Origin of the sequence: Micromonospora sp. 15K316 (assembly GCF_004348525.1) — a bacterium.
Lineage (GTDB): Bacteria > Actinomycetota > Actinomycetes > Mycobacteriales > Micromonosporaceae > Micromonospora.
Map to the genome: position 1 here is coordinate 1 of NZ_SMKG01000046.1, position 15,151 is coordinate 15,151.

General features: G+C 71.6%; 17 protein-coding genes. 15 read left to right on the forward strand and 2 right to left on the reverse strand.

Translation table 11 applies throughout. The features are described 5' to 3' along the window. The first annotated feature begins 141 nt into the window (after positions 1 to 141). From E1211_RS12395 to bla, 10 genes are all read left to right on the forward strand, one after another. A complete protein-coding gene (locus tag E1211_RS12395; protein WP_132348596.1) occupies positions 142 to 528 on the forward strand; it encodes a hypothetical protein in 387 nt (128 codons plus the stop codon). Beyond that, positions 525 to 1,091, forward strand: a complete 567-nt coding sequence (locus E1211_RS12400) for an STAS domain-containing protein (RefSeq protein WP_132348598.1) — start codon at positions 525 to 527, stop codon at positions 1,089 to 1,091. Before E1211_RS12395 ends, E1211_RS12400 begins: the two co-directional genes overlap by 4 nt. A 49-nt stretch (positions 1,092 to 1,140) precedes the next feature. Continuing rightward, entirely contained in the window at positions 1,141 to 1,431 is a 291-nt protein-coding gene (locus tag E1211_RS12405) for a BON domain-containing protein (RefSeq protein ID WP_371686151.1), read from the forward strand. Further along, complete coding sequence (locus tag E1211_RS12410; protein WP_132348602.1) at positions 1,428 to 1,793, forward strand: STAS domain-containing protein; 366 nt, start codon at positions 1,428 to 1,430, stop codon at positions 1,791 to 1,793. Before E1211_RS12405 ends, E1211_RS12410 begins: the two co-directional genes overlap by 4 nt. Continuing rightward, positions 1,790 to 2,170 carry a YccF domain-containing protein gene (locus tag E1211_RS12415; protein ID WP_132348604.1) on the forward strand — a complete coding sequence of 127 codons (381 nt, stop codon included), beginning with the start codon at positions 1,790 to 1,792 and terminating at the stop codon, positions 2,168 to 2,170. The genes E1211_RS12410 and E1211_RS12415 overlap by 4 nt, the downstream gene beginning before the upstream one ends. 503 nt (positions 2,171 to 2,673) lie before the next feature. Continuing rightward, entirely contained in the window at positions 2,674 to 4,221 is a 1,548-nt protein-coding gene (gene mmsA / locus E1211_RS12420; RefSeq protein WP_132348606.1) for a multiple monosaccharide ABC transporter ATP-binding protein, read from the forward strand. After that, positions 4,218 to 5,516, forward strand: coding sequence for a multiple monosaccharide ABC transporter permease (gene mmsB, locus E1211_RS12425; RefSeq protein ID WP_132348608.1), 1,299 nt, complete (start codon positions 4,218 to 4,220; stop codon positions 5,514 to 5,516). The genes mmsA and mmsB overlap by 4 nt, the downstream gene beginning before the upstream one ends. Positions 5,517 to 5,569: 53 nt before the next feature. Further along, the gene (locus tag E1211_RS12430; protein ID WP_132348610.1) at positions 5,570 to 6,670 is read left to right on the forward strand and encodes a sugar-binding protein; all 1,101 of its coding nucleotides are present in this window, start codon (positions 5,570 to 5,572) and stop codon (positions 6,668 to 6,670) included. Between the two features lie 107 nt (positions 6,671 to 6,777). Beyond that, on the forward strand, positions 6,778 to 8,007 hold the full coding sequence (locus tag E1211_RS12435) for an ROK family protein (protein ID WP_132348642.1): 1,230 nt from the start codon (positions 6,778 to 6,780) through the stop codon (positions 8,005 to 8,007). 316 nt (positions 8,008 to 8,323) lie between these two features. After that, entirely contained in the window at positions 8,324 to 9,259 is a 936-nt protein-coding gene (gene bla / locus E1211_RS12440) for a class A beta-lactamase (protein ID WP_132348612.1), read from the forward strand. A gap of 46 nt (positions 9,260 to 9,305) precedes the next feature. Here bla and E1211_RS12445 read toward each other — a convergent pair whose 3' ends face one another. Next, positions 9,306 to 10,892 (reverse strand): DHA2 family efflux MFS transporter permease subunit, encoded by a 1,587-nt coding sequence (locus E1211_RS12445; protein ID WP_132348614.1) that lies wholly within the window; start codon positions 10,890 to 10,892, stop codon positions 9,306 to 9,308. A gap of 275 nt (positions 10,893 to 11,167) precedes the next feature. Here E1211_RS12445 and E1211_RS12450 point away from each other — a divergent pair, with 275 nt between their 5' ends. Beyond that, positions 11,168 to 11,365, forward strand: coding sequence for a hypothetical protein (locus E1211_RS12450; RefSeq protein ID WP_132348616.1), 198 nt, complete (start codon positions 11,168 to 11,170; stop codon positions 11,363 to 11,365). A gap of 429 nt (positions 11,366 to 11,794) precedes the next feature. Further along, on the forward strand, positions 11,795 to 12,256 hold the full coding sequence (locus tag E1211_RS12455) for a DUF5709 domain-containing protein (RefSeq protein WP_132348618.1): 462 nt from the start codon (positions 11,795 to 11,797) through the stop codon (positions 12,254 to 12,256). Positions 12,257 to 12,379: 123 nt separating this feature from the next. Here E1211_RS12455 and E1211_RS12460 read toward each other — a convergent pair whose 3' ends face one another. Next, on the reverse strand, positions 12,380 to 13,204 hold the full coding sequence (locus E1211_RS12460; RefSeq protein WP_132348620.1) for a DUF3152 domain-containing protein: 825 nt from the start codon (positions 13,202 to 13,204) through the stop codon (positions 12,380 to 12,382). Between the two features lie 143 nt (positions 13,205 to 13,347). On the opposite strand from E1211_RS12460, the gene E1211_RS12465 reads away from it, so the two are divergent. From E1211_RS12465 to E1211_RS12475, 3 genes are all read left to right on the forward strand, one after another. Continuing rightward, entirely contained in the window at positions 13,348 to 13,851 is a 504-nt protein-coding gene (locus E1211_RS12465) for a SigE family RNA polymerase sigma factor (protein WP_132348622.1), read from the forward strand. Beyond that, a complete protein-coding gene (locus E1211_RS12470) occupies positions 13,848 to 14,600 on the forward strand; it encodes a hypothetical protein (protein ID WP_132348624.1) in 753 nt (250 codons plus the stop codon). Before E1211_RS12465 ends, E1211_RS12470 begins: the two co-directional genes overlap by 4 nt. 73 nt (positions 14,601 to 14,673) lie before the next feature. Further along, positions 14,674 to 15,096, forward strand: coding sequence for a thioesterase family protein (locus E1211_RS12475; RefSeq protein ID WP_132348626.1), 423 nt, complete (start codon positions 14,674 to 14,676; stop codon positions 15,094 to 15,096). Positions 15,097 to 15,151 lie beyond the last annotated feature (55 nt).

The window sequence follows — 15,151 nt, forward strand, 5'->3', positions numbered from 1 at the left end:
GTCCCGCCCAACCGTGGCCGCCGTTCCCCGGATTTGTCACGGAACTGTCATGGAATCGAGGGGATGCCTCCACGGTCGCCGCCCAGGGTGGTGGGTGCCACACCGGTCGCCTGTCGGGGCGAGTGCGACGAGGGAGGAGCCGTGAGCGGCAGCGCGCTGGTCAGCGCAGTGCTCGTCGGGCTCGCCGTCGGCGTGCTCGGCCGGTGGGCGGTGCCGGGCCGGCGCGCGGCGCCGCTCTGGCTGACCCTCGCCCTCGGTGTGGCCGCCGCGCTGCTCGGTTCCATCGTCGCGCGGCTGGCGGGCACCGACATCGACGAACTCCCGGGGCTGCGGCTGACCGTCCAGGCGGGCGGCGCCGCCGGCGCGGTGCTGCTCGCGCTCCTGACCGCCAGCGCGGCGGCGACCGCCCCACCGTCGGGCGCGGACCGGGCGCCTGTCGACGCCGCGGGCGAACCCGGTCCCGCGGGCCACCGGCCGCCGCCGGATCTGCGTCACCGGCCGGTGAACGAACGAGAGGAGTGGCGATGACCGTCGTACCTGCCGATCATCTGATGACCCTGATCTGCGACGGCTGCGGCGACACGATCACCGGTACGGCGCCCGTCCTGCCCGACGCCGAGGTCGTCTGGACGCTTGTCTTCTCCAACGACTGGGTCGGCTCCCCCTTCGCCGCCGGCCCGCACCACTGCCCCCGGTGCAGCCTGACCCTCGTCGAGGACGGCGCGACCGCCGGGGGGTCCGGGGCGCAGGAGCGGGCACTCGGGATCGACTACCTGGACGAGGTCGGCGGTGAGCCGGCCGCCCTCGACCGGGATCCGCAGGAGGTGCTGCGGCGAGCCTTGCGGGAGGCGGTCGAGCAGGGCGACCGCGTCCTCGTCGATCTCAGCGAGGTGCAGGTCATCGACTCGACGGGGCTCGGTCTGCTCGTCCGCGCCCGGCAGGAGGCCCGGCGACGCGACGCGACGCTCTGCCTGGTCGCGCCGTCCAGGTTCGTGCTGACCGTGCTGCACACCATGCGCCTCGACGGGGTCTTCCCCGTCGCGGAGAGCCGCGAGGCGGCTCTGCGGGTGCCGGCCGACACCTCGCCGTGATCCGGCTCGGCCCCGGCCGCCCCGCAACCGCGCCCACCTTCGGAGGAACCTGATGCCGCCCTGGCCCGACGACGCCCTGTACCGCTACCTCCAGGCACCGGGGTCGACGAACGACGACGCCCGCCTGGCCGCGCTCGTCGCCCAACGGCTCGGCGTCGACTGGGCCACCCGCCACCAGGAGATCGAGGTCACGGTGCAGAACAAGGTGGTGATCCTCTCCGGCACGGTGGCCAGCCCGGAGGTCCGCCGGACGGCCGGCGACCTGGCGTGGGACGTGCCGGGCGTCCTCGACGTCTGCAACACCCTGCGCCCGCCGAGGCGGCGGCGTCCACGGCGATGAGTGGGCTGTCGATCACGTCGGTGATCCGCTCGACGGGCGTCGTCGTGCTGGTGCTGCGCGGCTCGCTCGGGCACGCCGACCTGGCCGGCTTCCGGGCTGTGCTGTGCGACACACTGCGCGCCCAGCGTCCGGTGCGGCTGGAGGTGGACTTCGCCGGCGTCCTCGACGTCGACTCGGGTGCGGCCGGGGCGCTCGCCTCGGCCATCTGTTCGGCGGCCTCCGCCGACACCCTGGTCACCGTCGCGCACGCGCCGGCGGTCGTGGGCCGGGAGCTGCGGCTGCACGGCGGCGGGAGCCTGCGGCCTGAACCGGAGACGCCGAGCACGCGCCCTGGCGCAGGGCGGTCATGCTGGACCTCATGATCCGTTTCATGCTGAACGTCCTGTGGTTGATCTTCGGTGGCGGCATCGTGCTGGCGGTCGGCTACGGCATCGCCGCGCTGGTCTGTTTCCTGCTCGTGGTGACGATCCCGTTCGGTGTCGCCGCGCTACGGCTCGCCAACTACTCGCTCTGGCCCTTCGGTCGCACCCTCGTGCCGAAGCCGGGCGCGGGCGCCGGTTCGGGGCTGGCGAACGTCCTCTGGGTGGTGCTGGCGGGCTGGTGGCTGGCGCTCTCCCACATCGTCGCCGGCGTCGCGCTCTGTGTCACCCTGATCGGGATCCCGTTCGGGATCGCCAACTTCAAGCTCGTGCCGGCGGCATTCTGGCCGCTGGGCCGCGAGGTCGTCGAGGCGCCCTGAGCCAGGTCGGGCACGCGGAGCGTCCGCGTGCCCCGCGTGGCCCACGTGGCCCGGGCACGCGAGCGTGCCGGCGCCCGGGCACGCCGGGGCCGGAACCGACCAACCGGTCGGCCGGGCCGAATCACGCCCATGGGGACGTTCACGTCCAACGGGGCACGGACCGTACCCGGACGAGAGGGCGGTGTCGAGCCCCCAGGAACGCCTGCCATGATCATGCCTGCCGCGCGGCCGGCACCGGTGGGGACCGGTTCGGAACCGGGCTCGGAGAAGCGACGACGAGCGTATGCCCGCCGTCACTCTCCGCTACGGGTGTGGCACGGATCGCACCGCCCGTCATGGTGACCAGGGTGGACGCGGGGTCATTATTACCGGGTTGTTACGGAATTGATGGGCCCCCAGCTTGCGAACGGTCCTCTGGTCCGAATACGTTGCCGACGGCAACAAAACCAGTAGGGCCAGACGCTTCCGGAGGCATCCATGATGTTGGCGAGGTGGTGCGAACAATGAGCGACGTACCGATCCTCCTGGAGATGCGCTCCATCACCAAGGAGTTCCCCGGGGTCAAGGCCCTGTCCGACGTGAACCTGGTGGTGCGCGCCGGCGAGATCCACGCGATCGTCGGGGAGAACGGCGCAGGCAAGTCCACGCTGATGAAGGTCCTCAGCGGGGTGTATCCGTACGGCAGCTACGACGGCGACATCGTCTACAAGGGCGAGGTCTCCCGGTTCTCGGACATCCGGGCCAGCGAGCGCGCCGGCATCGTGATCATCCACCAGGAGCTCGCCCTCATCCCGCACATGTCGATCACCGAGAACATCTTCCTGGGCAACGAGCCGCGGAAGAACGGCGCGATCGACTGGAAGGCCGCGAACCGGCAGGCGCTGGAGCTGATGGCCCGGGTCGGCCTGCGGGAGGACCCGGACACCCTGATCAAGGACATCGGCGTCGGCAAGCAGCAGCTGGTGGAGATCGCGAAGGCGTTCGCCAAGAACGTCAAGCTGCTGATCCTCGACGAGCCGACCGCAGCGCTGAACGAGGACGACTCGCAGCACCTGCTGGACCTGCTGCGCGGCTTCCGCGAGCGCGGAATCACCTCGATCATCATCTCGCACAAGCTGAACGAGATCGAGGCCATCGCCGACCGGATCACCATCATCCGTGACGGCCACACCATCGAGACGCTGGACGTCAAGGGCGACGGCGTCGACGAGGACCGGATCGTGCGGGGCATGGTCGGCCGGGAGCTGCACAGCCGCTTCCCGGACCACACGTCCAAGATCGGCGAGGTCTTCTTCGAGGTCCGCGACTGGACCGTCCGGCACCCGATCTCCGCCGAGCGGCTGGTCGCCAAGCACTCGAACTTCGTCGTACGCCGTGGCGAGATCGTCGGTTTCGCCGGCCTCATGGGTGCGGGCCGCACGGAGCTGGCGATGAGCATCTTCGGCCGCTCCTACGGCGTCTACCAGGCGGGCACGATCGTCAAGGACGGCAAGGAGATCGTCCTCAAGACGGTGGCGGACGCGATCGCCAACGGGCTCGCGTACGTCAGCGAGGACCGCAAGGCGATCGGCCTGAACCTGCTCGACGACATCAAGACGTCGACGGTCGCCGCCAAGCTGTCCAAGATCACGCACCACGGCGTCCTCGACCAGGTCGAGGAGTACCAGGCGGCCGAGGCGTACCGCCAGAGCCTGCGCATCAAGACCCCGACGGTTGACGAGGGTGTCAGCAAGCTCTCCGGCGGCAACCAGCAGAAGGTCGTGCTGGCGAAGTGGATGTTCACCGACCCGGACCTGCTGATCCTGGACGAGCCGACCCGCGGCATCGACGTGGGGGCGAAGTACGAGATCTACGGGATCATTCAGCGGCTCGCCGACCAGGGGAAGGGCGTCATCGTCATCTCCTCGGAACTGCCTGAGCTCATCGGGCTCTGCGACCGCATCTACACGGTGTCGGAAGGCACCATCACCGGCGAAGTCGCCCGGCAGGACGCGGACCCGGAGAACCTCATGAAGCTGATGACCTCGACGAAGAAGATGCAGACACGATGAGCCGAGTAAAGGATCTTCAGAAGAACCTCTTCGGAGGCACCACGTCCAACGCCCGTCAGTTCGGGATGATCTTCACGCTGGTCGCGATCGTCGTCCTGTTCCAGATCCTCACTGACGGCCTGACCCTGCGATCGGACAACCTGATCGCGCTCTTCCAGCAGAACTCGTACATCCTGATTCTGGCCATCGGCATGCTGATGGTGATCGTCGCCGGACACATCGACCTCTCGGTCGGCTCGATCGCCGCGTTCACCGGCATCCTGGTGGCCAAGGCGATGGCGGAGTGGAACCTGCCCTGGCCCGTGGGGATTCTCTTCGGCCTCGCGATCGGCGCGGTCATCGGCGCCTGGCAGGGCTTCTGGGTCGCCTACATCGGGGTGCCGGCGTTCATCGTGACCCTGGCGGGCATGCTGCTCTTCCGCGGCGGCAACCAGTTCATCGGTAACGCGAACACGATCCCGGTGCCGGAGGGCTTCCGGGTGATCGGCTCCGGCTTCCTGCCCGAGACCGGCCCGAACACCGGCTACAACAACCTGACGCTGCTGCTCGGGCTGGCCGGCTGCATCGCGGTGGTCTGGCGGGAGCTGCAGGCGCGCCGGACCCGCAAGGAGATGAACGCCGAGCCGATCCCGATGTGGATCTCGATCCTGCGCATGGCCGTGATGGTCGGCGTGCTGATCTTCGTCACGCTGCGCTTCGCCAGCGGCCGGGTGGGCACCAGCTTCCCGGTCTCCGGCATCATCCTGGTCGCGCTCGTGCTGGTGTACTCCTTCTACACCCGCAACACCGCAGGCGGCCGGCACATCTACGCGGTGGGTGGCAACTCCCGCGCCGCGGAGCTGTCCGGTGTGAAGCTCAAGCGGGTCAACTTCTTCGTCATGATGAACATGTCGGTCCTGGCCGCGCTCGCGGGCATGATCTTCGTGGCCCGCTCGGCGGCCTCCGGGCCGCAGGACGGTAACGGCTGGGAGTTGGACGCGATCGCCGCGGTCTTCATCGGCGGCGCGGCCGTCGCCGGCGGCATCGGCACCATCAGCGGCTCGATCGTCGGCGGTCTGGTCATGGCCGTACTCAACAACGGCCTGCAGCTGATGGGCGTCGGCACCGACCGCGTCCAGATCATCAAGGGTCTGGTCCTGCTGCTGGCCGTCGCGATCGACGTCTACAACAAGAGCCAGGGACGTTTCTCGATCATCGGGAGCCTCACCCGGCCCTTCCGCCGGGATACGCCGGCCGCACCTACGCCATCGTCAGGCGCGGAGCGTGAGCCCGCCAAGACGACGGTCGCCGGCTGACGCCCGCCGGTCGCAACTCACCACACCAACCCTCAAGAAAGGCAACCACCCCAATGCGCAAGTTCATCGGCAAGACGGTGGCCGTCGGTGCCATCGCGATGCTTGCCCTCACCGCCTGCGGCTCCGGCCGCGACGAGGGCACCAGCGGCTCGGGCAGCGAGGCCAAGGGCTTTCCGGCCAGCTCGCTGATCGGTGTCGCCCTCCCGGCCAAGACCTCGGAGAACTGGGTCCTCGCCGGTGACCTCTTCACCAACGGCCTGAAGGAGGCCGGCTTCCAGGCGGACGTGCAGTACGCCGGCGCGTCGACCACTGTCGCCGACCAGCAGGCCCAGATCACCGCCATGGTCACCAAGGGCGCGAAGGTCATCGTCATCGGCGCGACCGACGCCGCGCAGCTGTCGACCCAGGTCGCCGCCGCGCACCAGGCCGGCGCGAAGGTCATCGCGTACGACCGGCTGATCGTGAACAGCCCGGACGTCGACTACTACGTCGCGTTCGACAACTTCAAGGTCGGCCAGCTCCAGGGCCAGGCCCTGCTCGATGGCATGAAGGCCAAGAAGCCGAACGGCCCGTACAACATCGAGCTCTTCTCCGGCTCGCCGGACGACAACAACTCGAAGGTCTTCTTCGACGGCGCGATGAGCGTTCTCCAGCCGGAGATCGACAAGGGCACCGTGGTCGTCGCCTCGGGTCAGAAGGACATCAAGCAGACCGCCATCCAGGGCTGGAAGGCCGAGGGTGCGCAGGCCCGCATGGACCAGCTGCTGACCTCGACCTACGGCAGCAAGGAGCTGGACGGCGTCCTCTCCCCGAACGACACGCTGGCCCGCGCGATCATCACCTCGGTGAAGGGCGCCGGCAAGCCGGTCCCGGTCGTCAGCGGCCAGGACTCCGAGGTCGAGTCGGTCAAGTCGATCGTCGCCGGTGAGCAGTACATGACGATCAACAAGGACACCCGCACCCTGGTCAAGCAGACCATCGAGATGGTGAAGGCCCTGCAGGCCGGCAACACCCCGCAGGTGAACGACACCAAGACCTACAACAACGGCTCGAAGGTCGTCGACACCTTCCTGCTGCCGCCGGTCGCCGTCACCAAGGCGAACGCGGCTGAGGCGTACGCGAACGACCCGAAGCTCGCGCCGCTGACCAAGTAGGTAGCACCACAGGTAGACGTCGGGTCCCGGAGATTTCCGGGACCCTTCGTCTTTCCCGGGCCGAACGGCCCTGACAGACGGAAGGAGGTGCGGCTGTGCGCCCCCCGCTGTCCGCTCTCCACCGAACCGGTCGTGCCCCGGCCGTCCCGGCGTCCCCCTCGCCCGGTGCCAGCCAGGAGGAGATCCGCCGGCAGAACCTCGGCGCCCTGCTGCGGCACGTACACGTGCACGGCCCGACGTCCCGAGCCGAGTTGACCACGCGGCTCGGCCTGAACCGAAGCACCATCGGCGCGCTCGCCGCCGACCTCGCCGCCGCCGGCCTGGTCACCGAGGGGGCGCCCGTCACCACCCGCCGCGGCCGCCCCTCCCTGGTGGTGAGCCCCCGCTCCAGCCGGGTCTACGCCCAGGCGCTCAGCATCGAGCCGGACCGGTTGCGCGTCGCCCGGGTCGGCCTCGGCGGACGTCTCCTCGACCTGCGGGACACTCCCCGACCCGCCGGGACGTCCGCCGTCGACGCGGTGGGCCCGCTGGCCGCCCTGGCCCGCGAGATGGATCGTGACGTCGCGGCGGACTCGCTCCGGGTGGGTGTCGCGGTCGCCGTGACCGACACGACCCTCGACCGGGACGGACGGATCCGCATCGGCGGCCCCGACGAGACGCTGCGTGCCGGCATCGAGGCCGCGTTCGGCGACGGCCGCTCCGGACCGACGGTCCTGGCGGGCGACCTCGCCGACATCGCCGCCCTCGCCGAACAGGTCCGGGGCGTGGCCGCCGGCGTGGACGACCTCATCTACCTGCACGGGTCGCACGGCGTCAGCGCCGGCATCATCATCGAGGGCCGGCTCGTGGTGGGCCACGGAGGTCGCAGCGGCAAGGTCGGCCACATGGTCGTCAACCCCAGCGGCCTGCCCTGTGAGTGCGGCTCACGCGGCTGCTGGCAGACCGAGATCGGCGAAGCCGCGCTGCTCCGGCACGCCGGGCGGGACCCCGCCACACCCGGCGCCGTCGACGAGGTGCTGCGGGCGGCGGCCGCCGGCGAGCCGGCGGCCACGGCCGCGGTCACGCGGGTCGCCGACTGGCTCGGCTTCGGCGTGGCCAACCTGGTCAACGTGGTCAACCCCGACACCGTGGTGTTCGGCGGGTCGCTGCGCGAGATCTACCTCTCCGGCGCGGACGTCGTGCGCCAGCGCCTGGACGAGCTGGCGCTGCCCGCCTCCCGCGAGCACGTCCAGCTGCTCCCCGCGGCGCTCGGCCCCGACGCCGCCCTGATCGGCGCCGCCGAACTCGCCTTCGCCCACCTGCTGGCCGACCCCCTGCACATCGCGTCCGCGGCCTGACCCGATCCGCCGCCGAGCCCCCGTTCGCACCCCACCGGTGGCGCTTCCGCACGTCCGCCGCCACCCGCGTCCACGCCGAGGGCTAGCGCCGCTGGCCGCCGCCACGCCGTCACCACGTGCACCCCGCCCGGGGAGCTTCCGCACGTGCGTGAGGTGGCCCGACGCCGACGGCACCGACCGGACGAGCGGGACGGGTGGGGCGCGTGCGCCGGCCCAGCGCGGGCGTGCCGCCCGGGGCTGCAACCGGTGGCCGGCGGTCGCGCGTGTTCCCTCTCGGCAGCGAAGGTTCCCGTCCGCGACGTCCGGAGGTATGGCGATGGTTTTTCCGCGTATACGAGGCGGTGCCGCCGTGACCTGCGCGGTAGCGCTCCTCGCCGGCGTCGCGGCGTGCGCGCCGGACGAGGAGCGGGTCACCCCGGTCGGCACCGGTGCCGCGTCATCCCCCGCCAGTGCGCCCCCGACACCAGCGGCGGTGGATCGGGAGTTCGGTCGGCTGGAGACCGAGTTCGGCGCGCGACTCGGCGTCTTCGCCGTCGACACCGGGAGCGGGGCGACGGTGCGGCACCGGGCCGACGAGCGGTTCGCGTACGCCTCGACGTTCAAGGCGCTCGCCGCCGCCGTGCTGCTCGACCGGACCTCGGCGGCCGAGCTCGACGAGGTCGTCCGCTACTCGCGCAGCGACCTGGTGGCGCACTCCCCCGTCACCGAGCAGCATGTCGCGACGGGGATGCGGCTGCGCGACGTGGCCGACGCCGCGGTCCGCTACAGCGACAACACGGCGGCCAACCTGATGCTGCGTCGCCTCGGCGGCCCGGACGGCTTCGAGCGGGAGCTGCGCCGGCTCGGCGACACGACCACGGAGGCCGACCGCTACGAGACGGCGTTGAACGAGGGACGACCCGGTGACCGGCGGGACACCAGCACGCCCCGGGCCTTCGCGACCGACCTGCGGGCGTACACCGTCGGCGACGCGCTGAGCCGGGAGGACCGGGACATCCTCAACGGGTGGCTGCGCGGGAACACGACAGGTGACGCGCTCATCCGCGCCGGTGTGCCCGCCGGTTGGACGGTCGGCGACAAGACCGGCGGGGGCGGGTACGGCACCCGCAACGACATCGCCGTCCTCCGGCCGCCGGCGGGCGCGCCGATCGTCCTCGCCGTGATGTCCAGCCGCGACGCGGAGAACGCCCCGTACGACGACGCGCTGATCGCCCGGGCCACCCGGATCGTCGTCGACGCGCTGCGCCCCTGAGCCGGGTCGGGCCGCCGGGGATCGCTCCCCGGCGGCCCGGCGGGCGTCAGTGGATGACGACGGGCGTGCGGGACTCCTCGCCCTGCCCACCGTCGGGCAACTCGGTGCTCGCGCGGCGGCGCGGCAGGAACGCGGCCGGGATGAACGTGAGCACCACCAGCGCGAACGCGACCCAGAACGTGCCGGAGAACGAGCGGGCGGCGAAGTCGAGCCCCCGGTCGATGAGCCCCTGCGGGACCGGGAACTGGTCGAGCAGCTGCGGCCGCAGCTGGCTGGCGATGGCCAGCCCCGCCTCGGTGAACGGCTTGCTGCTCCCCGGCTCCGTCACGCCCGGGATCGGGCGGGATCCGTTCAGCTCGTTGGTGAGGATCACCGACATGACGGCGGCACCGACCGAGCCGCCGATCTGCTGGAGGATGTTGACAAGCGTCGAGCCGCGCGCCACGTCGTGGGCGTTCAACGTCCGCAGCGCCGACGTCATGATCGGCATCATGGTGCCGCCCATGCCCAGCCCCATGACGAAGAGCGAGCCGCAGAGCAGCACGTACGACGTGTTCGGGTCGACCTGGGTGAACGAGAAGAACCCGACGACGATGAGCGCCAGCGCGAAGGGCACCGTACGCCCGACGGGCACCCGGTCGGCCAGCGTGCCGGCGATCGGCATGGTGATCATCGCCCCGATCCCCTGCGGCGCCATCAGCAGGCCCGCGGCCAGGGTCGACTCACCGCGCACCTGGAGGAAGTAGCTCGGGAAGAGCAGACCCGCGCCCATGAACGCGATGATGAAGACGAAGAGCGTCACCGTCGCCACCGTCAGGTTGCGGTTGGCGAAGAGCCGCAGGTCGAGCAGCGGGTGCCGGGGCCGGAAGGAGTAGACGACGAACGCCACCACCAGCGCCGCCCCGACCAGCATCGGGCCCCACACCTCCGGGTCGGCGAACGTGCCGGCCTCCGGCAGCGTGGAGATGCCGTAGAGGAAGAGGGCGAGCCCCGGGGAGAGCATCAGCATGCCGATGAAGTCGAAGGACTCCGACGGCTCAGGCGCGTCCTTCGGGAGCGCGAACTGCGCGTAGACGAGAGCGGCGACACCGATCGGGATGTTGATCAGGAAGATCCAGTGCCAACCGGCCGCGTCGATCAGCCAGCCGCCGAGGATCGGCCCGGCGATCGGGCCGAGCAGCATCGGGATGCCGAGGACGGCCATCAGTCGACCGATCCGGTTCGGGCCGGCGGCCCGCGTCATGATCGTCATGCCGAGCGGCATGAGCATGCCGCCCCCGAGGCCCTGCAGGACGCGGTAGGCGATCAGCTGCCCGATCGAGTCGGCCGTGGCGCAGAGCGCCGAGCCGATGGTGAAGAGCGCCAACGCGGTCATGTAGAGGCGTTTGGTCCCGAACCGGTCGGCGGCCCACCCGGCGAGCGGGATCACCGTGGCGAGCGCGAGCGTGTAGCCGGTCATGGTCCACGCCACCCGGGCGTACGAGGCGTCGAAGTCGTTCTGGAACGTGGGCAGCGCGACGCTGACCACTGTCACGTCGAGGATCGACATGATCGCGCCGAGGACGACGACCCCCGCCACCTTGAGGACCGCGGCGTCCAGCTTCTCCGGTGCCGCGGCGACTTGCTGGGTCACACAAACTCCTGACGTCGGTCTCACTGACGGATGGTGAGCGGTGGGGGTGGCGCCGTGACGCGGGAGGCACGGCTCGCGGAGGGCGAACGCTCGCAGGCAGAGTAGCCGCCACCCCCGACAGGCCGCCCCTGGATTAGCCCGATCGCGCCGGCCGGATCCGCTGGGGTTCCGTCGTGATACGGCAGCCTTCGTCCGGCTTCCCGACATGGTCAACTCGGCCTCCGCCATGGTGTGACGTCAATCCGAGGGTGACTTCGCACACACGATGGGCGACCATGACGGCACGACGAACGGGGGCCCTGATGCGGCGACACCTGGCGGACGGCACACCGTCCGGGTCCGGTACGGCGACCCTCGCCGCCGTCCGCCGTGGCGTCGCCACCGGGCCACGGCGCTGGCTGGTCGCGATCACCCTGCTGCTCGGCGTACTGGCCGCGGCGGGTCTGACGGTGGCCGTCCCCCGGACGAGCTGACGTTCGCCGCACTCGCGGAGCCGGTGCAGAGCCTCATGTCGGTCACCGTGCCGTTGCGGAAACCGTTCGTGGTGGCGGCCCTCGCCACGATCGTGCTCCCGCTCGGCCGCTACGGCCTGCTGGGTGCCGTCGACGCCGTTGCGCCCGCGCGGGTGTGGCTCACCCCGTACGCGACGCTGCAGAACCTCCTCTCCGGCGAGATGGACGCGGTGCGGTGGGCGCAGTGGGTCGTGGTGCTCCTCATCTGGGGGTTCGGCCTGGTCGCCGTCGGCGCGGCACGACTGCGTCCGGCGTCCGGCGACCGCGGCCGAGTCGCCCCCCGGCTCCATTTCGTGGGAGTCCCGCCACTGAACGTGTCCCCTGCTCACGATCGGCCGGGGCAGGTTCTAGGCTTGAGGGCCGCCGCAGGGGCGACGAGGGGAGACTGCCGTGAGCGAGACCGACAACATCGACCGCATCGAGGAGTGGAACGTCGCCGAGGACGACGGGGTCTTGGACGCCTCCGACACCCTCGACGGCGATCGGATCAGTGATCCCCTCGACACCGGCATCGCTGCGGCGGACCACTGGTCCGGGGCGAACCGGTTCGGCACGACCCCTGCCGAGGAACGGGCGGGCGAGTCGCTCGAGCAGCTGCTCGCCGAGGAGGAGCCCGACATCGACCCGTACGCGGAGGTGGTCGACGACGAGGACGAGCTGATCCGGCGGGGCGACGAGCAGGACCCGCGGGCGGGACGCCTCGTCGCCTACGACGAGGGCTTCGGCGACGACGAGGAGCCCGACTCGGTGGCCTGGGACGCCGGGATCGACGCCGGCGCGGCCAGCGCGGAGGAGGCCGCCGTCCACCTGGTGGACGACCCGAACGGCATGGGCGACGGCCCGTTGCGGTGAGGCGCTCCCGCCTCACCGCAACGGCGACAACCCCGCTGCCTCGGACGCTGGCCTGGCCGGTCGGCCACGCTCAGCTGTGGTGCGGCGGCGGCTGACGCCGGCGAAGGTCCCGGTGGCGGGCGCTCAGCCCGGCCGGCCGCGCTCGCGGGGCGGGATGGGGTCGTCGTACGCGCCGGAGCGCCCGTGGTAACTCTCGCCGTCGAGGTACGGCTTGGCGTTGGCGGTGCAGCCGTGCAGGCCGAGCGTCTGCTGCTGCATGACCGGTGCCGGTTCACCACGGCCGGGGCAACGCTCGTGCCCGTGGCCGAGCCGGTGGCCCACCTCGTGGTTCACCATGTACTCGCGGTAGGTGGCCAGGGGCGCGCCGTAGCGCGGCACGCCCTTCACCCAGCGCGCCACGTTCAGCACCACCCGGGCGCCGTTGCGGCACGACGTGTAGCCGTCCGGCACGTCGCCGCAGAGGGCGTCGCGGGTGCCCGGGGTGGCCAGGTAGACGGTGAAGTCGGCGGGCTGCCCCGGCCCGACCCGGCGCAGGGTCAACGTCCCGCCGGCGGTCCAGCCCTCTTCGTCGTTCAGGTACCCGGTGACCTCGGCGGCGAAGGCCGCGGTGTCGATGCCGACGATGTCCCGCTCCACCGACACGCGGTAGCGCAGGAGTTCACCCTTGCCGCGGCGGGCGGGTGACTCGGCGGCCGCGGTCCGCCACCGGTTGCTGCCCTCGGCCGGGTAGCTGATCGCCACCGGGGGGCGGGCGGAGGCCGAGGGCGACATGACCGGGCCGGCGGGGTTTGTCGACCTGGCCGGCGGCGCGGACGCCGACCGGCTCCCGCTCCCCGCCACGGGCTGCCCGCCCGACGCCGGCTGGCCGCAGCCGGCCGGCAGGAGCCCCAGCAGGCCCGCCACCGGCAGCGCCAGCAGGGCGCCGCGCCGCGTACTCTTCCTCGACATGTGTCTCCCCTCGCCGCGCACCGTCCTCCGGTGGCGCGTGGCAGAAAGGACGCGCGAGGCGACCGAAAAGTTGATCACTCGCGGACTCAACCTTTCGTGCTCCCCACTCGTCCTGATACCCGTGAAGTGCGGAGCGGGCCGACATGGCACGAGCTGACGCCGAGTTCGTCGAGTTCGCCCGCGCCGCCTCCGGCCGGCTGGTGCACGCGGCCTTCCTGATGACCGGTGACCGCCACGAGGCCGAGGACGCCGCGCAGACCGCGCTGGCCCGGACGTACGCCTCGTGGTCGCGTATCCACGGGGACGACGCCTACCGTTACGCCCGGTCGGTGCTCGTCAACCACCTCGTCGACCGCTGGCGGCGACCGATCCGGGAGTACCCGACCGAGGAGCTTCCCGAGCAGCGTGACGACGACGTCGCCGACGCGGTGGCCACCCGGCGCTGGCTGTTCGCCATCCTCGGCACGCTGAGCCCGCGCGAACGCGCCATCGTCGTCCTGCGCTACTACTTCGACCTCCCGGAGGCCCAGGTGGCAGACGAACTCGGCGTCTCGGTGGGGACGGTGAAGAGCACCAGCTCCCGAGCTCTCGAGAAGCTGCGCGGCGTCGGCGCCGAGGCGCCACAGGTCCACGGGACCCGCCGATGAACGAGGCGGATCGGCTTCGCGCGGCCATGCGGGCGACCGAGTCGACCGCACACGCCCCACTCGACCTCGCCGCGGTCGTGCGCGAGGGTCGCCGCCTGCGCCGGCGGAGACGTCTCGCCGGCACCGGCGCGGCCGGACTCGTGCTGGCGGTGGCGGTGGCCGTCCCGGTGGCGCTGCGTCCGGACGGCCCGCCGCCGCAGCGACCGGCGGAGGCGATCACGACGGGCTCCGTCGCCACGCCCACGACGGCGCCCACCGCCAGCGCCACCCCGGACGCCCGGGCCACTCCCGGCAGCACGGACCGCAAACCGGTCGGCACGGTGGTGTCCAGCGGCATCCGGTACGGCGACCAGGAGCGCGTCTTCTACTTCGTGCCGATCGGCGTGCCGGAGCTGCCGGGCGTCAAGATCGGTCTGGTCGCCGGACGCCGCGACGCCGACGGCAGGCTGACGCCGGACCTCCTGATCAACGACGTGGAGGGGCGGGACCGCCACGCGGGCTTCCACCAGATCGGCTACGACCAGCAGGGCGACCGCCAGGTCCTCCCGCCGGTGCCCACCTTCGGATACTTCGTCGGGCCGGCCACCCGCATCGTCGGCACCGTCGACGGCCGTCAGGTCCCCGCCGAGCTGGCGCGCTGGAGCGTGGACCCGGGCGTGGTGATCTTCTGGTTCGAACCCACGGTGCTGACCCCGGGCGTACGGCTGGACGGCATCGTCGCTCTCGACAAGCGCGGCGAGCGGCTCTGAGTCGACCGTCTCCGCTCCCGCACCGACCTCCGCCGCGTCCGCTCCACCGCGTACCCGCCGGTAGGCTCGGGGCGTGCGGGATCCTTTCCGGGTACGGGTCACGGTTCGCGGCTACGAGCTGGACACCCAGGGCCACCTGAACCAGGCCGTCTACCTCCAGTACGGCGAGCACGCCCGGTGGGAGTGCCTCCGCGCCGCCGGCATCTCGCAGGAGCGGCTCCTCTCGGGCGGCGTCGGTCCGGTCGCGCTGGAGGTCACCCTGCGCTACCTCAGTGAGCTGCGCGGCGGCGACGAGGTCGACGTGTCCTGCGCGTTCCGCTGGGGCGAGGGGAAGACGTTCCGGATCGACCAGGACTACACCCGGCCGGACGGCCGCCCGGTCGCGACCCTGACCGGGGTCGGTGGGCTGCTCGACCTGTCGGCCCGCCGGCTGCTGCCCGACCCCCGGGCCCGGTTCCGCGAGCTCGCCACCGATCCGGCGCCGCTCGGTCTCTGAGCGCCCGGACGTCCCGTCGCGGGCGTCGTCCGCCGACGACCGGCCGGCCGGAAAA